The organism is Allobosea sp. R86505 (assembly GCF_042466375.1).
Taxonomy (GTDB): Bacteria; Pseudomonadota; Alphaproteobacteria; order Rhizobiales; family Beijerinckiaceae; genus Allobosea.
Genome location: NZ_JAXHPY010000001.1, coordinates 409058 through 427955, shown reverse-complemented (window position 1 = coordinate 427955; position 18898 = coordinate 409058). Strand labels below are relative to the sequence as shown.

Annotated in this window: 18 protein-coding genes; 13 read left to right on the top strand and 5 right to left on the bottom strand. The window is 68.4% G+C overall.

Going from position 1 to position 18898, the window contains the following annotated elements; translation table 11 throughout:
• Positions 1-105: 105 nt before the first annotated feature.
• Positions 106-666, top strand: coding sequence for a retropepsin-like aspartic protease family protein (locus SJY11_RS02020; RefSeq protein ID WP_376984804.1), 561 nt, complete (start codon positions 106-108; stop codon positions 664-666).
• 280 nt (positions 667-946) lie between these two features.
• Here the strand turns inward: SJY11_RS02020 and SJY11_RS02015 are convergent, their stop codons facing one another.
• From SJY11_RS02015 to SJY11_RS02005, 3 genes are all read right to left on the bottom strand, one after another.
• Positions 947-1570 (bottom strand): TadE/TadG family type IV pilus assembly protein, encoded by a 624-nt coding sequence (locus tag SJY11_RS02015; protein WP_376984803.1) that lies wholly within the window; start codon positions 1568-1570, stop codon positions 947-949.
• Positions 1571-1578: 8 nt separating this feature from the next.
• Positions 1579-2196, bottom strand: a complete 618-nt coding sequence (locus SJY11_RS02010; protein ID WP_376984802.1) for a TadE/TadG family type IV pilus assembly protein — start codon at positions 2194-2196, stop codon at positions 1579-1581.
• Positions 2197-2392: 196 nt separating this feature from the next.
• Positions 2393-2911, bottom strand: coding sequence for a pilus assembly protein N-terminal domain-containing protein (locus SJY11_RS02005; protein WP_376984801.1), 519 nt, complete (start codon positions 2909-2911; stop codon positions 2393-2395).
• A 413-nt stretch (positions 2912-3324) separates the two neighbouring features.
• Between SJY11_RS02005 and SJY11_RS02000 the strand changes: the two genes are divergently transcribed.
• The 9 genes from SJY11_RS02000 (at position 3325) to SJY11_RS01960 (ending at position 12099) form a co-directional block, all read left to right on the top strand.
• The gene (locus tag SJY11_RS02000; protein WP_054210431.1) at positions 3325-3489 is read left to right on the top strand and encodes a Flp family type IVb pilin; all 165 of its coding nucleotides are present in this window, start codon (positions 3325-3327) and stop codon (positions 3487-3489) included.
• 178 nt (positions 3490-3667) lie between these two features.
• Positions 3668-4180: an A24 family peptidase gene (locus SJY11_RS01995; RefSeq protein ID WP_376984800.1), complete on the top strand. Its 513-nt coding sequence runs from the start codon at positions 3668-3670 to the stop codon at positions 4178-4180.
• A gap of 124 nt (positions 4181-4304) precedes the next feature.
• Complete coding sequence (gene cpaB, locus SJY11_RS01990) at positions 4305-5084, top strand: Flp pilus assembly protein CpaB (RefSeq protein ID WP_376984799.1); 780 nt, start codon at positions 4305-4307, stop codon at positions 5082-5084.
• Positions 5081-6523 (top strand): type II and III secretion system protein family protein, encoded by a 1443-nt coding sequence (locus tag SJY11_RS01985; RefSeq protein WP_376984798.1) that lies wholly within the window; start codon positions 5081-5083, stop codon positions 6521-6523. Before cpaB ends, SJY11_RS01985 begins: the two co-directional genes overlap by 4 nt.
• A gap of 47 nt (positions 6524-6570) precedes the next feature.
• A complete protein-coding gene (locus tag SJY11_RS01980) occupies positions 6571-7299 on the top strand; it encodes a CpaD family pilus assembly protein (protein ID WP_376984797.1) in 729 nt (242 codons plus the stop codon).
• Positions 7299-8558, top strand: coding sequence for a CpaE/TadZ family protein (locus SJY11_RS01975; protein WP_326912369.1), 1260 nt, complete (start codon positions 7299-7301; stop codon positions 8556-8558). Before SJY11_RS01980 ends, SJY11_RS01975 begins: the two co-directional genes overlap by 1 nt.
• A gap of 105 nt (positions 8559-8663) precedes the next feature.
• Positions 8664-10106: a CpaF family protein gene (locus tag SJY11_RS01970; RefSeq protein WP_376984796.1), complete on the top strand. Its 1443-nt coding sequence runs from the start codon at positions 8664-8666 to the stop codon at positions 10104-10106.
• Between the two features lie 27 nt (positions 10107-10133).
• On the top strand, positions 10134-11111 hold the full coding sequence (locus SJY11_RS01965; RefSeq protein ID WP_376984795.1) for a type II secretion system F family protein: 978 nt from the start codon (positions 10134-10136) through the stop codon (positions 11109-11111).
• A gap of 10 nt (positions 11112-11121) precedes the next feature.
• On the top strand, positions 11122-12099 hold the full coding sequence (locus tag SJY11_RS01960; RefSeq protein ID WP_376984794.1) for a type II secretion system F family protein: 978 nt from the start codon (positions 11122-11124) through the stop codon (positions 12097-12099).
• A 258-nt stretch (positions 12100-12357) separates the two neighbouring features.
• Here SJY11_RS01960 and SJY11_RS01955 read toward each other — a convergent pair whose 3' ends face one another.
• Positions 12358-13149, bottom strand: coding sequence for a tetratricopeptide repeat protein (locus SJY11_RS01955; RefSeq protein WP_376984793.1), 792 nt, complete (start codon positions 13147-13149; stop codon positions 12358-12360).
• Positions 13150-13370: 221 nt separating this feature from the next.
• Between SJY11_RS01955 and SJY11_RS01950 the strand changes: the two genes are divergently transcribed.
• The 3 genes from SJY11_RS01950 to SJY11_RS01940 all read left to right on the top strand — a co-directional run bounded on the left by SJY11_RS01950 (position 13371) and on the right by SJY11_RS01940 (position 16102).
• Complete coding sequence (locus tag SJY11_RS01950; protein WP_376984792.1) at positions 13371-14756, top strand: leucyl aminopeptidase family protein; 1386 nt, start codon at positions 13371-13373, stop codon at positions 14754-14756.
• Between the two features lie 81 nt (positions 14757-14837).
• Positions 14838-15191 carry a MarR family transcriptional regulator gene (locus SJY11_RS01945; protein ID WP_376984790.1) on the top strand — a complete coding sequence of 118 codons (354 nt, stop codon included), beginning with the start codon at positions 14838-14840 and terminating at the stop codon, positions 15189-15191.
• A gap of 38 nt (positions 15192-15229) precedes the next feature.
• Complete coding sequence (locus SJY11_RS01940; RefSeq protein ID WP_376984789.1) at positions 15230-16102, top strand: C40 family peptidase; 873 nt, start codon at positions 15230-15232, stop codon at positions 16100-16102.
• Here SJY11_RS01940 and mutS read toward each other — a convergent pair.
• Positions 16099-18843, bottom strand: a complete 2745-nt coding sequence (gene mutS, locus SJY11_RS01935) for a DNA mismatch repair protein MutS (RefSeq protein ID WP_376984788.1) — start codon at positions 18841-18843, stop codon at positions 16099-16101. The two genes, SJY11_RS01940 and mutS, sit on opposite strands and share 4 nt — an antisense overlap.
• Positions 18844-18898 lie beyond the last annotated feature (55 nt).

Genomic DNA, 18898 nt, shown 5'->3' with positions numbered 1-18898 from the left:
TCGATCGGCGCGCAATTCGGCATCCTGCGTCATCCCGCAGGCCGTCTTCACCCTTCCGCAGGAACTGCGCCGCATCGTCGCGGCAACGCAGGGAAAGGCAGGCCGATGGCGCAAAATCCGGTGGTCTGGGCGCTCGGGATCGCGGCGATCGCATCGCTGAGCGCGGTGGGGTACAGCGGCAGGCTGGCCGACCTCGTCGGTGTGGGCGAAGCGCCGAGCGCCGCGAGCATGACCGCGAGCCCCGCTTCGGCGAGGGCGACCGAGCCGGCGGCCGCACCCTATCGCCCGGCCGAGCCGCCGACCCTGACGGTGGCGGCCGATTATCGCGGCCACTATGTCGTGCACCCCTCGATCGACAATTTCCGTGTCAAGATGCTCGTCGATACCGGCGCCAGCCTCGTCGCGCTGACGGCGAAGGATGCGAGCGCGCTCGGCATCCGCCCCTCCCCGGGCGACTACAAGATGAAGCTGAACACCGCCAACGGCACCGTGAGGGGCGCCCGCGTCAACCTGCGCGAGGTCCGGCTCGGCTCCATCCTGGTCCGCAATGTCGAGGCGGTCGTCCTGCCCGAAGGCGCACTGTCGATGAGCCTGCTCGGCACCTCCTTCCTCGCCAAGCTGCGCGGCTACGAGGTCCAGACCGGCCGCATGATCCTGCGCGGCTGACGGCAGCCCCCTGCCGCCGACGGTGCATGGGTCGATTTCGCAGGCCAGATCCGCGACGTGGTCACCGTCAATGGCGTGCGCGTCACCACGCAGGACCGGGAAACTGGGCCCTGGTGCGCGCCTCGTCCAAGAAGCCCGGACTGGTCGTGGTCTGCGAGAGCACGGTGTCGGATGCGTGCGCGAGGTCTTCGCCGCGATCGATGCGGTGCTGCGGCTCAACCCGGAGGTCGGCGCCTGCAACCGGACGATCTGAGGCGATCGGACGCGAGCATCGCTCCGGTCAGCCGAAGCCGGGACACATCGCCACGCCGGACCGCTCGACCTGCTCGATGCTGGCGGTGCCGCCGGCCTTGCCGAGGCGCGGGCGCATATAGATCGGGTCGCCGCCGATCGAGATCGCGCCGCCCTTGATGAGCCAGCCGACCACGGGCGTGAAGTCGTAGCTCGCCTGCGCCATGATGAGCGAGCTGTTGGGCAGGCGAATATCCGCAGGGATGGTGACCGTGGTTCCGCGCGCGAATTTCGTCGAGTTGCGCTGTTCGCTCCAGCACACCTTCGCCACGCCGGCGCCGTCGACGACGATGTGGTGGACCGACATCTTCGGGTTGGCGCTGGTATAGGGCATCATCACGGTCTGCGCCGCATCGAAGATGTTGCTCATCTCGGTGTTGGAGATGGTGGTGGACTGCGCCGTCAGATCGGCGAGCGAGCGCGTCAATTGCGTGACCTTGCGGTCGATCATGACGCCCTGGCCGGTTTCGACGATCCCGAAATAGATCGCCAGCATCGCCGGCAGGATCATCGCGAACTCGACGGCGGCGACGCCGCGCGGATTGCCGCGGAAGCGTCGCGTCAGGCGTCGCAGGGCCGCCTTGTTGCGGCGCAGGGAGAAGGCGCGCGTCATCGGAGACCTCATGTCGCAGGCGCGTTGAAGGGCTCGGTCCGGAACGTCGCCGAGGCGACGATGCCGCGGCGGCCGGAGCCGATATTGGCCAGACTCGCGCTCCAGTAGGTGAAGTAGAGCGGGTATTCGAGGACGGCCCGCACCACCACGATCTGCTGCGGCTGGGGCGCATTGTAGCCGAAGCCGGTGGTGTTCAGCCCGCCTGCCGAGATCGGATTCGTGCCGTCGGTGCCGTTCTTCGCATTGGCGAAGGAACTGTAGGTGCGGACGTCGATGACCAGCTTCGAGCAGTCGACGAGCCCCGGGGCATTGGCGCAGACGTCGTTCTTGAAGGCTTGCGTGTTGGTGGCCGCATTGCCGGTGTAGCGCGTCAGCGCCTCGCCGGTGAGCAGGCGCCGCGAGGTCTGGGAGACCGCCTCCTCGAGCACCTGGCTGGTCCAGAACAGCAGCGCCGTTTCCAGGATGGCGGTGAGCAGCATCAGGAAGGGGATCGAGATGAAGGCGAACTCGACGGCGGTCGCGCCGTCCTGCGACCTGCGAAAGCGGGCGAGCAGCCGGAAGCGCGCGCGGCGTGCGGCCGGGGAGGCGGGGGACGCCGCGGGGTCGATGGGTGAAGGGTCGGTCATGTCGTCCGGGTCCCGTTGTCGCGTGCAGGTCGCTGCCGCGGGACCTCGGGCCGGCTTTCGCCTGTTGGCCCTTCGGATGCGGCATCGGTCAGATGACGCGTCCAGCATTACCGGCAAAGCATTGCCGATCCGTTAGACCGGTCGCGGTCGCGGTCGAATCGCGGTTAGCGGATGCTTAACCCTGAGGCGCCGAGTTTCAGCGCTTGCTCGCGCCCAGCGCCGCGCCGTTGCGGCTGCTGGCCTGGGAGCCGACCTCGCCGAAATATTTCTGCGCGTCGCCGAGCTGCGCCGCCGGCTGGCAGACCGGCGTGCAGGAATAGCTCTCCCGCTCCAGCCCGCGCTGCACGGTCAGGACGGAATCGGAATCCGCGCCCACGCGCACGAGGGATTCCGCCAGGAGCGTGCCGGACGCGTCGAGCGCGATCAGATTGGTCACGCCGAAGCTCTTGCCGGTGACGATCATGACGCCGTTCTTCTGCACGGCGACGTCGGCGATGGCGGGATTGCCGACGATCACGGTCTGCGCCTTCTCGGGCAGCCGCACCACCTTGGCGTGATCGACCTTGACGATGACGCTCTCGATCGTGCCCGTTGCGGGCGCCGCCGGCGCCGGGCCGGCACTCAATGTGACGCTCGCGACAACTCCCGCTACCGCGGCGATGGTCCGGGCGGAGCGGGGCCGATGGCGCCGAAGGGCGGCCGGGAGAGTGAACATCGCGCTGCCTCAAGATTTCCGTACCGACAGCTAAGCGGAAAATGATGAATCAAACCCTAATCTGGCTGTGCGGGCTGGTTTGGCGAGGGCGGTGGACACATGACCAAGGGAGAGAGACAGCGCCACCCCCTGATACCTGGACAGGATGATGCCGGCGCCGGATGTTGATGCGCAGGAATGGCAAACGTAAAACGGCTCATTAACTGTCAAAGACATGTAATAATCTAATTGAATCTGTCGATGATCATGGCAATTTGGCGTTAACCATCGCTCGAATGTCTTTGAGATCGAGCGAATTCTTCCTTCGCCTTAACCGATCGGCAAGAGGAGCGGGGTAATGTCCATCTCGTCGCTGACCGAAGCCACTTCAGAGCGAAGGCAGCCGTCAAACCGTGGTTCAAGAGGAGTTTCACATGACCAACGTTTTCGCTCGTTTCGTCAAGGATGAGTCCGGCGCCACCGCCATCGAGTACGGCCTGATCGCGGCCCTGATCGCCGTCGTCTGCATCACCGTCTGGACGAACATCGGCACCAGCCTGTCGGCCAAGTTCACCGCGATCAACACCGGCCTGCAGTAAGATCCGGCGGGCGGGGCAAATACGCCCCCGCCACCGCAAGCCTGAACGCCCCGGCTCGTCCGGGGCGTTTTGATTCGTGGCAGCCCCGCCGCCCTCTCATCGAACGCAGTAAGGCTTTGGTGAGACGCCTGCGGCAGGATCGCCTCCACCGCCGTCACCGCTCCGGAAGGGGATGTTCATGTCGCTCCCGCTCATCGCCCTGCTCTTCGTCTTTCCGGCGGCCATGGCCTATGCCGCGGCGAGCGACCTCGTCTCGATGACGATCTCGAACCGGCTCTGCCTCGTCCTGCTCGCGACCTTCGCCGTCTGTGCCGCCACGCTGGGACTGGGCTGGCACCAACTCCTCTGGCACCTCGCGGCTGGCGGGCTCGTCCTGGTGATCTGCTTCGGCATGTTCGCGGCGGGCTGGATCGGCGGCGGCGACGCCAAGCTCGCGGCAGTGACCGCGCTCTGGTTCGGCTTCGATCAGCTGATGCCCTATCTTTCCCTGGCGGCGATCGGCGGCGGCGTGCTCACCTTCGTTCTCCTCAAGCTGCGCTCCGGCCCGCTGCCGCGGGTCGCGACCGGCTGGTCCTGGGCGCGCCGGCTGCACTCGCCGAAGGAGGGCGTGCCCTATGGCATCGCACTCGCCTTCGCGGCCCTCCTCGTGCTGCCCGACAGCGCGCTGTGGCGGGCCGCGATGGGGCTGTGAGGGCACCGGCGCGGGCCGTCGGCCCGGCCTTCAAAAAAGATACGTCCGATTAACCATAAGTTGACGATTCCAGCCGCACGATCCTCGCCGAGAGCCAACTGGGTTTGGCCGAGGGTCAGTCGCTATGAGTCCCGCCCGCATCATCATCCTTCTGGTTGCGCTGGTCGCCGGTATCGGTGCCGCCATGCTGATCAGGAAGCCGTCTCAGGCTCCTGCTCCCGTCGCCCGGGTCGAACAGGCGCCGACGGTGCCCGTTCTCGTCGCCGCGGCGGACATCCCCGTCGGTAACGTCGTCGCCGCCGCCGACATGCGCTGGCTCGACTGGCCGCTCGCCAGCGTGCCGGCCGGCGTCATCCGCAAGGACGAGGCGCCGCAGGCCGAGACCGAGCTCGCCGGCCAGGTCGTCCGCTACGGCATGCTCGCCTCCGAGCCGCTCCGCCGCGAGAAGCTGATCAAGACCGACGGCACCGGCTTCCTCTCGGCGGTGCTGCCGTCCGGCATGCGCGCCGTCGCGATCTCGACCGACAGCCGCGGCGCCAACACGGCCGGTGGCTTCATCCTCCCCAACGATCGCGTCGATGTGATCGTGACCATCAAGGGGCCTGCGGTCGAGGGTGAAGGCGATGCCTTCCTCAGCGACACGATCCTGCGCAATCTCCGGGTCCTCGCCATCGGCCAGAACGTCCAGGAGCGCAACGGCGAGAAAGTCGTCGTCGGCGAGACGGCGACGCTCGAGGTCGAGCCGGGCCAGGCCGAAACCCTGTTCCGCGCGCAGAAGATGGGAACGCTCTCGCTTTCGCTGCGCAGCCTCAAGGATGCGGGCCAGGTCGTGACGGGCCCGACGGCCGAAGGCGCGATGACCATCGTGAAATACGGCGTGACCTCAAGGAGTGCGAACCAGTGAGCCGGCACCGTACCCTCCTCTCCGCCGCCCTCGTTCTGGCGCTCGCCGGGCCGGCCTTCGCTCAGGCCACCGGCAAGGCGCCGGTCCTCAATGTCGGCACCAGCGAGCACGCGATCTCGCGCAAGCTCGATCTCTCGATTGGCCGCTCGCTGATCGTCGAGCTGCCGCGCGACGCCAAGGAGGTCTTCGTCGCCAATCCGAAGGTGGCCAACGCGGTCGTCCGCTCAGCCCGCAAGCTCTTCATCATCGGCATCGCCGACGGTTCGACCTCGATGTTCGTCATTGACGGCGAGGGTCGCCAGATCACCGCGCTCGAAATCGAGGTCGGCCGCGATCTCAACGTGCTGCGCCAGACGCTGCGTTCGGCGATGCCGAGCGCCCAGATCGAGGTCAAGCCGGCCGGCAACTCGATCCTGCTCGTCGGCAATGTCGCCAACGCCTCCGAGGCGACCCAGGCCGTCGACATCGCCAACGCCTTCGTCGGCACCACGGCCGGGCTGTTCAGCTCCTCCAAGGGCGCCGTCATCAACTCGCTGACGATCCGCGGCCGCGATCAGGTCATGGTCAAGGTCGTCGTCTCCGAGGTGTCGCGCAAGGCGATCAAGCAGCTCGGCATCAACTCGACGGGTGAGTGGAAGCTCGGCAATTTCTCGATCATGCCGACGCTCGACAATCCGCTGCCGCTGCAGCCGCAGGCGCTGGCCGCGACCGCGGTTACCGCCGGCATCGGCAACTCGACCAATTTCACTCTTCGGGCCCTGGAACGCGCCGGGCTCTCGCGCGTCCTCGCCGAACCGACGGTCACCGCCATTTCCGGCGAAAGCGCCAAGTTTACGGCGGGCGGCGAAGTTCCGGTTCCCAGCGGCTATTCCTGCGACGGCACGGGCCTCTGCACGCTCGGCATCCAGTACCGGCCGATCGGTGTGGCCCTGAACTTCACGCCGATCGTGCTGTCGGGAAACAAGATCAGCATGCGCATCGCGACCGAGGTGACGGAGCTCGACTTCGAGAACCAGCTGCGCCTCAGCGACACCCGCAACAGCAGCCAGCAGGTCGTCAACGCGCCGGCTTTCCGGGTGCGCAAGTCGGACACCACCGTCGAACTGCCCTCCGGCGGCACGCTGGCGACGGCCGGCCTGATCCAGCGCGTCTCCAAGCAATCGCTCAACGGCTTCCCCGGCCTGATGAACCTGCCCGTCATCGGCGTGCTCTTCCGCTCGCGCGACTATCAGCGCGAGGAGACCGAATTGCTGATCACGGCGACGCCCTACATCGCCAAGCCGATGGAGCCCAACCAGGTGCAGCGTCCCGATGACGGCTTCGTCGATGCCCATGACGCACAGGCCGTGCTGCTCGGGCGCCTGAACAAGATTTACGGAACCGGCGGCGGGCCGGCGCCGCAGGCCTACAAGGGCCGCGTCGGCTTCATCGCCGACTGAAGCCGGTCGCGATGGCGAAGTCCGAACACGCAAGGGATGGCGAGACCATGATGGCTCGATCACAGCAGAACACCCGGCCCCTCGGCATCGCGCTCGCTGCAGCGCTGCTGCTCGGCGCCTGTTCCGGAAAGCGCGACCTCGCCGAAACGGGCGTGCCCGTGGATGTGCGCGAGCGCCATCCGATCGTGCTGCGCGACGCGCCGCGCTCGCTCGACGTCTTCGTCGGTCGTTCGGGCGGCAGGCTCGACGATCGCCAGGCGGAGGATGTCGCGGACTTCGCCCGCGAGTACCGTCGCTCCGGCAAGGGCGGGCTGGTCGCGCAGGTTCCGACGGGCACCCGCCGCGAGATGGCGGCGCATGACACGCTGAACGGCATCCGCTCGGCGCTGGCACGCGGCGGCGTGCCCGGCACGGCGCTGTCGGTCACGACCTATCCGGTTTCGGACGCCCATCTCGCCTCGCCCATCCGCCTGACCTTCGCCTCGCTCCAGGCGAAGCTGCCGCATGATTGCGGCCAGTGGCCGGCCGATACCGGCGTCTCCAGCTTCAAGGGCGACATGTCGAACGAACCCTACTGGAACTTCGGATGTTCCAGCCAGGCGACGCTCGCCGCCCAGGTCGCCGATCCGATCGATCTCGTCCGTTCGCGCAGCGAGGGTCGCCCCGACATCGCCAAGCGCATGGGCGCCATCGCCAAGATCCGCGAAGGCAAGGACCCGTCGACGCAGTACCGGCAGGAAACCCCGCAGATCAACTCGACTGTCGGAGGCCGTTGATGAACGCCGGGGAGGACCAGGGCATAGCTTCGGGCAGCGCGGTCGAGGATGTCGTCGCGCCATTGCCGCGCGTCACCCTGCAGGCGTTCTGCGAGACGCCGGGCGTGGCCGCGACCATGCAGGCCGCCATCGCCGACCGACGCATGGACAAGGCGCATGCGCGCATCCACATGGGTGGGCCGGCGGCGGCCGTCGAGGCCTTCCGCTCGGCGCCCACGCCCAACATCATCGTGCTCGAGACGGTCGCGGATGCGGCCAGCCTGATCGGCCATCTCGACATGCTGTCCGAGAGTTGCGACTCCGGTACGAAGGTCATCGTGATCGGCCACGTCAACGACGTGCAGCTTTACCGGGACCTGATCCGCCGCGGCGTCAGCGAATATCTCATCGCGCCGCTCGGCACGCTCGACGTGCTGAAGACGCTGTCGGAGCTCTATGTCGCGCCCGGCGCCCGCAATCTCGGCCGCATCATCGCCGTGATGGGCGCCAAGGGCGGCGTCGGCGCGTCGACCGTCTCGCACAACGTAGCCTGGGCGATCGCCCGCAACCTCGATGCCTCGACGGTGATCGTCGATCTCGACATCGCCTACGGCACCGCCGGCCTCGACTTCAACCAGGACCCGCCGCAGGGCATCGCCGAGGCGGTCTTCGCGCCCGAGCGCCTCGACGCCAACATGCTCGACCGGCTGCTCTCCCGCTGCAGCGACAATCTGGCCCTGCTGGCGGCCCCCGCGATGCTCGACCGCACGCTGGACCTGCCGGAGGACGCTTTCGAGCAGCTCTTCGACCTGCTGCGCGCCACCGTTCCCTGCGTCGTGCTCGACGTCCCCCATGTCTGGAGCGGCTGGGCCCGGCGGGCACTGATCTCGGCCGACGAGATCGTCGTGGTGGCGGGGCCGGAGCTCGCCTCGCTGCGCAATGCCAAGAACCTGATCGACCTCGCCCGGGCCAACCGCCCCAACGATGCCGGGCCGAAGCTCGTGCTCAATCAGGTCGGCATGCCCAAGCGGCCGGAGATCGACGCGGCTGAGTTCTCCAAGGCGCTCGGCATCGACGTTCTGACCTCGATCCCCTTCGACGCGCAGCTTTTCGGCACGGCGGCCAACAATGGCCAGATGATCGCCGAGGTACAGGCCGGCGGAAAGATCGCCGAGGCCTTCGTGCAGATCGCCAGCAGCCTCACCGGCCGCGGCGAGGCCAAGCGCAGCAAGCGCAGCCTGTTCGAGCCGCTCGTCGCCAAGCTGCGTCGCAAGGCCTGATCATGCAAGCGCACCAGGCCGCAGCCGACGTCGACAGGGCCATGAGCGGGAGAAGGTTGCCGGCCGGGCTGCCCGCTCCGGCCGTCTGCGTGCGAGAGGGTTGAGATGTTCGGAAAGCGATCTACCGGTGGAGCCGCGGCGCCCGCGCTGGCCGTGAGGGCGCCGACGCCAGCGGCCCCGGTCCAGCGCCAGCCGGAGCCGCAGGCCGCCGATCCCCGGCGCGGCGCGCCCGTCGCCGCCCCGGAGCCGCAGCGCTCCGAAGAATACTACCAGATGAAGAGCATGATCTTCGGTGCTCTCATCGAGGCCATCGACCTGTCGCAGCTCGCCAAGCTCGACGGCGAATCGGCGCGCGAGGAAATCCGCGACATCATCAACGAGATCATCTCGCTGAAGAACGTCGTGCTCTCGATCGCCGAGCAGGAGGAACTGCTCGACGACATCTGTAACGACGTGCTCGGCTATGGCCCGCTCGAGCCGCTGCTCGCCCGCGACGACATCGCCGACATCATGGTCAATGGCGCCACCCGGACCTTCATCGAAACCGGCGGCAAGATCACCCTGACCAACATCCGCTTCCGCGACAATGCGCAGCTGATGAACATCTGCCAGCGCATCGTCAGCCAGGTCGGCCGGCGCGTCGACGAGAGCTCGCCGATCTGCGACGCCCGTCTCGCCGACGGCTCGCGCGTCAACGTCATCGCCCCGCCGCTGGCCATCGACGGCCCAGCGCTCACCATCCGCAAGTTCAAGAAGGACAAGCTGACGCTCGACCAGCTCGTCAAGTTCGGCGCGATCTCGCCGCCCGGCGCCGAGATTCTGAAGATCATCGGCCGCGTCCGCTGCAACATCGTCATCTCCGGCGGTACCGGCTCCGGCAAGACGACGCTGCTCAACTGCCTGACCAACTACATCGACCTCGACGAGCGCGTCATCACCTGCGAGGACGCGGCGGAGCTGCAACTGCAGCAGCCCCATGTCGTGCGTCTCGAGACCCGGCCGCCCAATCTCGAGGGCACGGGCGCGGTGACGATGCGCGATCTCGTCAAGAACTGCCTGCGCATGCGTCCCGAACGCATCATCGTCGGCGAGGTGCGCGGACCCGAGGCGTTCGACCTGCTGCAGGCGATGAATACGGGCCATGACGGCTCGATGGGCACGCTCCACGCCAACACGCCGCGCGAATGCCTCAGCCGTATCGAATCGATGATCACGATGGGTGGCTTCTCGCTGCCGTCGAAGACGCTGCGCGAGATGATCTGTTCCTCGATCGACGTCATCATTCAGGCGCAGCGCCTGCGCGACGGCTCCCGCCGCATCACCCACATCACCGAGGTGATGGGCATGGAAGGCGACGTCATCATCACCCAGGATCTCGTCAATTACGACATTCTCGGCGAGGACGCGAACGGCAAGCTGATCGGCCGGCATCGCGCCACCGGCATCGGCCGGCCGCGCTTCTGGGAGCGCGCGCGCTACTACGGCGAGGAACAGCGCCTCGCCGCGGCGATCGACGAACTCGAGCAGGGCGAAGCCAATGTGGCCTGACGCCGCCACGAGCCCGGAGGGACGGCCATGGATCTGAGCGTCGTCGCCGTCATCCTGCTCGCGACGATCGCCGCGGGCGGTGTCACCTATGCACTGTTTTATCCGATGCTCAGCGGGCAGGCCCGCGCGGAGAAGCGTCGCAAGGAGTTCGCCGCACCGGTCGCCGCGCGGGTGATGGACCGCGACGCGCAGGCCCGGGTCAAGCGCGGGCAGATCGCCCAGAGCCTCAAGGACATCGAGAGCCGGGAGAACGCCCGCAACAAGCTCACGCTCGATCAGCGGATCCAGCAGGCGGGGCTGAGCTGGGACCGCAAGAGATATTACATCTTCAGTGCCGTCATGGCGGTTGGCACGGCCCTGCTCCTCTTCGTGTTGAGCGCCAACTCCATTCTGGCGCTTGTCGGCCTGTTCATCGGGGCGCTCGGCATTCCGCCCTGGTTCCTGCAGCATTGCCGCAACCGCCGGCTGAAGAAGTTCGGCAACGAGTTCCCCAACGCCATCGACGTGATCACGCGTGGCATCAAGGCCGGCCTGCCGCTGAACGACTGCCTGCGCATCATCGCGACGGAATCGGCGGAACCTGTGAAGACCGAGTTCCGCCTCATCATCGAGAGCCAGACGCTGGGGCTGCCGCTGACGGAGGCCATCGGCAAGCTGTATGAGCGCATGCCCTGCGCGGAGTCGAATTTCTTCGGCATCGTGCTAGCCATCCAGCAGAAGACCGGCGGCAATCTCTCGGAGACGCTGAGCAATCTCTCGCGCGTTATCCGCGACCGCCGCAAGATGCGCGACAAGATTCAGGCCGTCTCGATGGAGGCGAAGGCCTCCGCTGGCATCATCGCCTGCCTGCCGCCCTCCGTCGCCGCCATGGTCTACCTCACCAGCCCCCGCTACATCGAGCTGCTCTGGATCACCCAGGCCGGCAAGTTCGCCCTCGTCGGCTGCGCCATCTGGATGCTGATGGGTGTTCTGGTGATGCGCAAGATGATCAACTTCAACATCTGAGGCCGCAGCGATGATTTCCCTGATCGCGGACAAGGCCGTCGACAGCCAGTTCCTGCTGTCGCTCTTCGTCGCGATCGCGGCGGCGGCGACGGTGCTGACCATCGCCATTCCGCTGACAGAGGGCTCGAACCTCCAGAAGCGCATGAAGAATGTCGCGACCGAGCGCGAGAAGATCCGCGCCCGTGAACGCGACCGGCTCAACCGTCAGGGCGACCGCGCCTCGCTCCGCCAGGAGCCGAAGGAGTTCATGCGCCGCATCGTCAATCAGTTCAAACTCGGCGACTGGCTCGGGACCGAGACGGCGAAGCATCAGCTCACCATGGCGGGCTATCGCGGCCAGCAGGCCGAGGTCGCCTTCCTCTTCTTCCGGCTGGTGATGCCGATCGGCCTGTTCCTGTTCACGCTGTTCTACGTCTTTGTGATCAACGATTTCGGCCAGTCGGCCATGGTCTGCATCGGAATGGCCGTCGGCGGGGCCTATGTCGGCATCAAGGCGCCCGAGTTGTTCCTGTCGAACCAGATCAGCAAGCGGCAGGCTTCGATGAAGCTGGCCTTTCCCGACGCGCTCGACCTGCTGCTGATCTGCGTCGAATCGGGCATGTCGATCGAACATGCCTTTCGCAAGGTCTCGACCGAGATCGGTGGCCAGTCGGTGCCGCTGGCCGAGGAGTTCGCCCTCTGCACGGCCGAGCTGTCCTATCTGACGGAGCGTCGGCAGGCCTATGAGAATCTCTCCGCCCGCACAGGTCTGGAAGGGGTGAAGTCCGTCTCGACAGCGCTGATCCAGGCGGAGCGTTATGGCACGCCGCTCGGCACCGCCCTGCGCACGCTGGCCCAGGAAAGCCGCGACCAGCGCATGATGGAGGCCGAGAAGAAGGCCGCCTCCCTGCCGCCGAAGCTGACCGTGCCGATGATCCTGTTTTTCCTCCCGGTCCTCTTCGTCGTGATCATGATGCCGGCGGTCATCCAGGTGATGAAGCTGCAATAGGGGCGCCCGGTTGCGCCCGCGGCCCCGCATCCGGCGCCTGCCGGGCGGGGCTCTTGAGGGTTGTCAGCGCAGGTTTCGCCATCTCGGGAAAACAAGAGTTTGCCGGCTGACACCGAGTCCGGCCAGCTGGACAAAGGCACCGAAACCCCCCACACAAAGGCGGCTCAACGCTATCGCTGGAGTGCGCGTGCACGCAGGACAAACCTCCGCCGCCGCGGTCGCGCGCGGCGGCGGGTTTTGGGTCCCATTCCGCCGGCTTCAGCCCTGCGGCTCGCTCGGCTTGGGCGCGCGCGCCTGGGCGGGGGCGGTCTTGGCCTTTGGCTTGCCCGCACCCGTCTTCAGCATCTCCCAGCTGTTGGGCTGGCTCACGCTGCGCTTGAGATAGGCGACCGTCGCCGCGGCTTCCGCGGGGCTCTGGTCCTGGCGGGCGAGGGTTTCGGCCTCGCCGAACCGGCCCTGCAGGCCGAGAACGAGGACCAGGTTCTGGCGCACGCGCGGATCGCTGCGGCCGGCAGAGACGGCCTCGCGCAGCACGCGCTCCGCCTCCGGCAACTGCCGGGAGAGCGCGAGCGACAGGCCGAGATTGGACAGCACGGTCGGCTCGCCCGGCGCGATCTTCAACGCCGCCTGATAGATCTGCTGGGCGCGGGCATGCTCGCCGAGCTGGTCGGCGACCGTGCCCTGGGCCGACAGGATGCGCCAGTCCGGACGCTCCGGGGAATGCGCGCGCGACAGCACGTCGTCGGCTTCCTTGAGGCGGCCATTATCGGCGAGCGAGCGGCCATAGGCGCCCAGCAGCGCACGGTCGTTGCCATGCGTCAGCACGGCGCTCTGCAGCACGGCCAGGGCCTGGGCGTTCTGGTTGAGCGAGCGCAGGGCACGGGCGTAGTAGAAGGCGGCGTCGCGGTCCTTGGGGTTGGCTTCGTAGCGCTTGCCCCAGCGCTCGCTCTCGGCCTGCCAGTCGGCAGCGCCGCGCGGCTGCGAGGCGCTGCCGCCGATGGAGCCGGTGACGTCTCCCAGCCCACCGCGCCCCTGGCAACCCGCGAGCACGAGGCCGGCAAGGCAAAGCGACAGAGCAAGAGCGGGGCGGGACAGCCGCCGCGGCGATGCGACCGCCTCCGATGGCCCGAGATTCAATGACAGATGACTGGAAAACATGGGTCTCACCGCCTCGCCACCAATGGCCGATGTGGTCGAACCGGTGATAAAACGTTAACCCTAACGCATCCTTAACCGGCCTTAGCCGCCCTCCGCATCAGGTAGCCTCTCCCGTGAACAGCCTCGTCGTTGCAGCGTCCCCGGCCGCGATCCCCGTCCATTGCGTAACGAAATCCGGCCTGCGGGCGCTGCTCGCCGATCTCGCGCCGGAAGCCCGGCGCTTCGCGGAAGCCCAGGGCTTCGCGGCCCAGCCCAGCCAGCACATCGTCCTGCCCGACGCCGCGGGCGCCATCGCGGCGGTTCTGCTCGGCGTCGAAGGCATCGAGGCGCGGCGTCGTGATCCCTTCGCACCGGGGCGGCTCGCGGCCTCCCTTCCGGCGGGCGATTATGTGCTGGCGGGCGAGACGGGGGATCCCGACCTCGCCGCGCTGGGCTGGCTGCTGCAGGCCTATCGCTTCGACCGCTACCGCAAGCCGGCGCCCGCCGCGGCGCGGCTCGTCCTGCCCGAGGGGGTCGACGGCGCGGATCTCGCCCGGATCGCCGGATCCGTGGCGCTGGCGCGGGATCTGGTCAACACGCCCGCCAACGACATGGGCCCCGCTGAGATCGAACTCGCCATCCGAGCGCTCGCCGACGAGACCGGCGCGGTGGTGACCGCGATCGTCGGTGACGATCTCCTCGCCCGCAACTTCCCGATGGTGCACGCCGTCGGCCGCGCCTCGCCGCGCGCACCCCGGCTGATCGACCTCGTCTGGGGCGATCCCGCCCATCCCAAGGTCACCCTCGTCGGAAAGGGCGTCGCCTTCGACACGGGCGGGCTCGATCTCAAGCCCTCGGCCGGCATGCTGCTGATGAAGAAGGACATGGGCGGAGCGGCAGCGGCCATCGCGGCGGCGCGCATGATCATGCTGGCGAAGCTGCCGGTGCGGCTGCGCCTGCTCGTGCCGGCGGTGGAGAATGCGGTCTCGGGCTCCTCCTTCCGTCCGGGCGATGTCCTGCCGAGCCGGAAGGGGCTCAGTGTCGAGATCGGCAACACCGATGCGGAAGGCCGCCTGATCCTGGCCGACGCGCTCGCGCTCGCCGACGAGGAGGCACCGGAGCTGCTGATCGATTTCGCCACGCTGACCGGCGCGGCGCGCACGGCGCTCGGCCCCGAGCTGCCACCCTTCTACACCCATGATGAAGGGCTGGCCTCCGAGATCGCGCGGCTGGGGCAGGCGGTCAACGACCCGGTCTGGCGCATGCCGCTCTGGCCGTCCTATGAGCGCATGCTCGATTCGCGCATCGCCGATCTCAACCATGTCTCCGGCGGCAGCTTCGCCGGTTCGGTCACGGCGGCGCTGTTCCTCAACCGCTTCGTCGAGACGACCCAGTCCTATGCCCATTTCGATATCTATGGCTGGAACCCGTCGGCGAAGCCCGGCCGGCCCGAGGGCGGAGAATGCCAGGCGGCGCGGCTGACCTATGCGCTGGTCAAACAACTCCACCCGCCCGGTTAAGCCTGTCGACAGAAGCCGATTGCGCGACTATCGCGGCACGTTAATGATACGGGTCCGTAACGATCGGGATCCGTCCTGCCCATGCCCCTGGAGATCAGGCCTTCGCAGGCCCTCAGATTGTGGCGCCAGGTCCATCTCGACCTGGTGCGCGACGGGGAGTCCGACCTCTCGGCCCGCCAGACCGCGATCCTGCTGACGATCTATCTGGAGCTGCCGCCGCACACCGTGCGCGGCCTCGCCGCTCAGCTCGGCGTAACCAAGCCGGTCATCACTCGTGCTTTGGACAGCATGGGCAAGCTCGGGCTGGTGACGCGCCGGCGCGACGAGACGGACCGCCGCAATGTCGTGATCCAGCGCACGGTCGCGGGTGCTCTCGCCGTCGAGCGCCTCGCCGACCGCGTCGTTGAGCGGGCGCGCGAGATCGGCGCGACCTGAGCGTTCCCGCCGAAGCCCCGCGGCGATAGAGTACCGCGATGACCACGATTCTCAACCGCCGCCTGACGCCCGCCCGTCCCGACCTCGCCGCCCGCCATCTGATCGGGCAGGTTGAGGCGCGAGCCTTCGTCGATCCCGAGCCGATGCGCGTGGCCGCGCCTTCGGCGCCGCTGCGGCGCGAGCCGCGGCCCGACGCCCCGCTCGATAGCGAGGCGCTCTGCGGCGAGGCGGTCGACGTCTACGAGCGCTTCGAAGGCTGGGCCTGGGTCCAGCTCCGTTCGGACGGCTATGTCGGCTACGTGCCCGACGACGCGCTGCGGCCGGATGCGCTCGCGCCGACCCACCGCGTGAGTGCGCTGCGGACCTTCGTCTATCCGGGCCCGTCGATGAAGCTGCCGCCGCTGGCGGCGCTGTCTCTGGGGGCCGGTGTCGCGGTCGCCGGCGAGAGCGGGGAGTTCCTGACGCTCGCCGAGTTCGGCCGCTATGCCACCGGCTTCGTCTTCGCGCCGCATCTCGCGCTGCTGGAGCAGCCCGCGCCCGACTTCGTCACCGTCGCCGAGCGCTTCCTGAACGTGCCTTATCTCTGGGGTGGCAAGACCAGCCTCGGCCTCGACTGCTCCGGGCTCACACAGCTCGCCCTCGCCGCAGCCGGAATCGCGTCACCCCGCGATTCCGACATGCTGGAGCGGGAGATCGGCGCGCCTGTGCCCTTCGACGACAGGCTGCAGGGCCTGCGGCGCGGCGACCTCGTCTTCTGGAAGGGCCATGTCGGCATCATGACCGATCCCGACACATTGCTGCACGCGACCGCCTATTCGATGACGGTGATGAGCGAGCCGCTGCGCGCCGCCCGCGATCGCATCCAGGCCAAGAGCTTCGGCGCGATCACGAGCATCCGTCGGATCGGCTAACCCAACCCCTTCAGTCGATACAGCGCCTCCAGCGCCTCGCGCGGCGTCATCTCGTCCAGGTCGAGTCCGTCTAGGGCGAGGCGCAGCGGGTCTTCAGTCGGCAGAGCGGGCGGCGCGGCGGCGCGGCGCTGGGGCGCCGCGAAGAGCGGCAAATCGTCGACCAGCGAGGCGACGGGTTTCTCCCGCTCGCTCTTCTCCAGTTCGCCGAGGATGGTCCGGGCGCGCTCGACCACCGCCGGGGGCAGCCCGGCGAGCTTGGCGACCTGGATGCCGTAGGAGCGATCGGCCGCACCGGGAACGACCTCGTGCAGGAAGACGACCTCGCCCTTCCACTCGGTGACGCGCACCGTCGCGTTGCTGACACGCTCCAGCCGGTCGGCCAGAGCCGTCAGCTCGTGGTAATGCGTTGCGAACAGCCCCCGGCAGCGATTGACCTCGTGCAGATGCTCGATCGCGGCCCAGGCGATCGAGAGCCCGTCGAAGGTCGCGGTGCCGCGCCCGATCTCGTCGAGAATGACCAGGGCGCGCGGCCCGGCCTGGTTGAGGATCGCGGCGGTCTCGACCATTTCGACCATGAAGGTTGAGCGCCCGCGGGCGAGGTCGTCGGCGGCGCCGACGCGGGAGAACAGCCGGTCGACGATGCCGATATGGGCGCTCGACGCCGGCACGAAGGCCCCCATCTGCGCGAGCACCGCGATCAGCGCATTCTGCCGCAAGAAGGTCGACTTGCCCGCCATGTTGGGGCCGGTGATCAGGCAGATGCGCCCGCCCTTCGCACCGTCGCCCGGCGGGGAGAGGTCCGTTTCGTTGGCGACGAAGGGCTTGCCGTCGCGCTTCAGCGCCGCTTCGACCACCGGATGCCGGCCGCCGGCGATCGTGAAGGCCTCGCTGGCATCGACGAGGGGCCGGACCCAGCTCTCCCGCGCCGCCAGTTCGGCGAGTCCCGCGGCGACGTCGATCTCCGCCAGCGCCGCCGCCGCCCGCTTGATTGGTTCGGCCTGGGCGAGCACCGCCTCGCTCAGCCCGGCGAAGATGCCGAGCTCCAACTTCAGCGCCCGGTCGGCCGCCGAGGCGATCTTGGCCTCCAGCCCGCCGAGTTCGACGGAGGAGAAGCGCATCGCGTCCGACATCGTCTGCCGGTGCACGAAGGTGGCCCGCCAGGGCTCCTTCAGGAAATCCTCGCCGATGGCCTGCGGCACCTCGACGAAATAGCCGAGCATGGCGTTGTGCTTGATGCGCAGCGTCCGGCACCCGGTCTCGGCCGCATAGCGGGCCTGCAGCTGCGCGATCACCTTGCGCGAATCGACCTGCAGCAGGCGCAGCTCGTCCAGCGCCGGATCATGCCCTTCCCGCACGAAGCGCCCGTCGCGCCGGTTGAGCGGCAGCTCCTCGGCCAGCGTCGCGTCCAGCCGTGCCGGCAGGTCGGGGTCGATCTCGGACAGGGCTCGCGAGGCCTTCGACAATTCGGCCGGCAGAGCCGCCCGGTCGAGCAGCATCGCGACGATCGCCCGTGCCGCGGTCAGCCCCGCGCCGAGCGCGGCGAGGTCGCGCGGGCCGCCGCGGTTGAGCGCGAGCCGCGCCAGCGCCCGGGCGATGTCGGGCACGCGGGCGAGCGCGGCCTGGAGGTCTTCGCGCAGGGCGCCGTCGGCCACGAGCGCGGCCACCGCATCATGGCGCGCCGCGATCGCCTGTGGATCGGTCAGCGGCCCCGCCAGGCGCTCGGCCAGCAGTCGTGCCCCGCCGGGCGTTACCGTCCGGTCGATCGTCGCGAGCAGGCTGCCGCCTCGTTCGCCTGACAGGGTCCGCGTCAATTCGAGATTGGCCCGCGTGGCCGCGTCGATCAGCATCGTGTCGGTGCCGGAATCGCGCACGGGCGGGGACAGGGGCGGGCGGGCGCCGAACTGCGTCCGCTCGACATAGGCCAGCGCCGCGCCGGCCGCCGCGATCTCGGCGCGGCTGAAATGGCCGAAGGCGTCGAGCGTGGCGACGCCGAAGAACGCCTTGAGCCGGCGCTCCGCCGAGGCGGCGTCCAGCCCCTCGCGCGCCAGCGGCGTCACGGGCAGGCCGAGGTCGAGCCAGAAGGCCCGCAGGGCGGGATCGTCATGGATCGCGTCGGGGCAGACGATCTCGCGCGGCTCGAGCCGGGCGAACTCGATCGCGAGCCGCTCCTGCGGCGTCTCCATGACGCTGAAGCGCCCGGTCGAGATGTCGATCGCTGCAATCCCGTAGAGGGCGCTGGCATCGCCGAGCTTCCGCCGGGCGACCGCGACCAGCAGGCTGGCCCGGCCGGGCTCCAGCAGGCGCTCCTCGGTGATCGTGCCGGGGGTGACGAGGCGTACCACGTCGCGCCGCACCACCGATTTCGGCCCGCGCTTCTTCGCCTCGGCGGGATCCTCGATCTGTTCGCAGACGGCGACGCGGTGCCCGGCGGCGATCAGCCGCTGCAGATAGTCGTCGGCGCGCTCGACCGGCACCCCGCACATCGGGATGTCGTCGCCCTGGTGCTTGCCGCGCTTGGTCAGCACGATGCCGAGTGTCCGCGAGGCGATTTCGGCGTCGTGGAAGAACAGCTCGTAGAAGTCGCCCATCCGGTAGAACAGCAGGCAGTCGGGATTGGCGGCCTTGATCTCGATGTACTGCGCCATCATCGGCGTGACGCGCGCGCCGTCGTCGCGGTTTGCGGCCACGGGGGTGGCGGGCCGATCGGCCGGATCGGCGAGAGACGGGCTGGCGCGGTGCATGGTGGCGGGACGCTAGCGTTTCGGGTCTGGGTTGGAAACCGCGACGCTCCGGGCC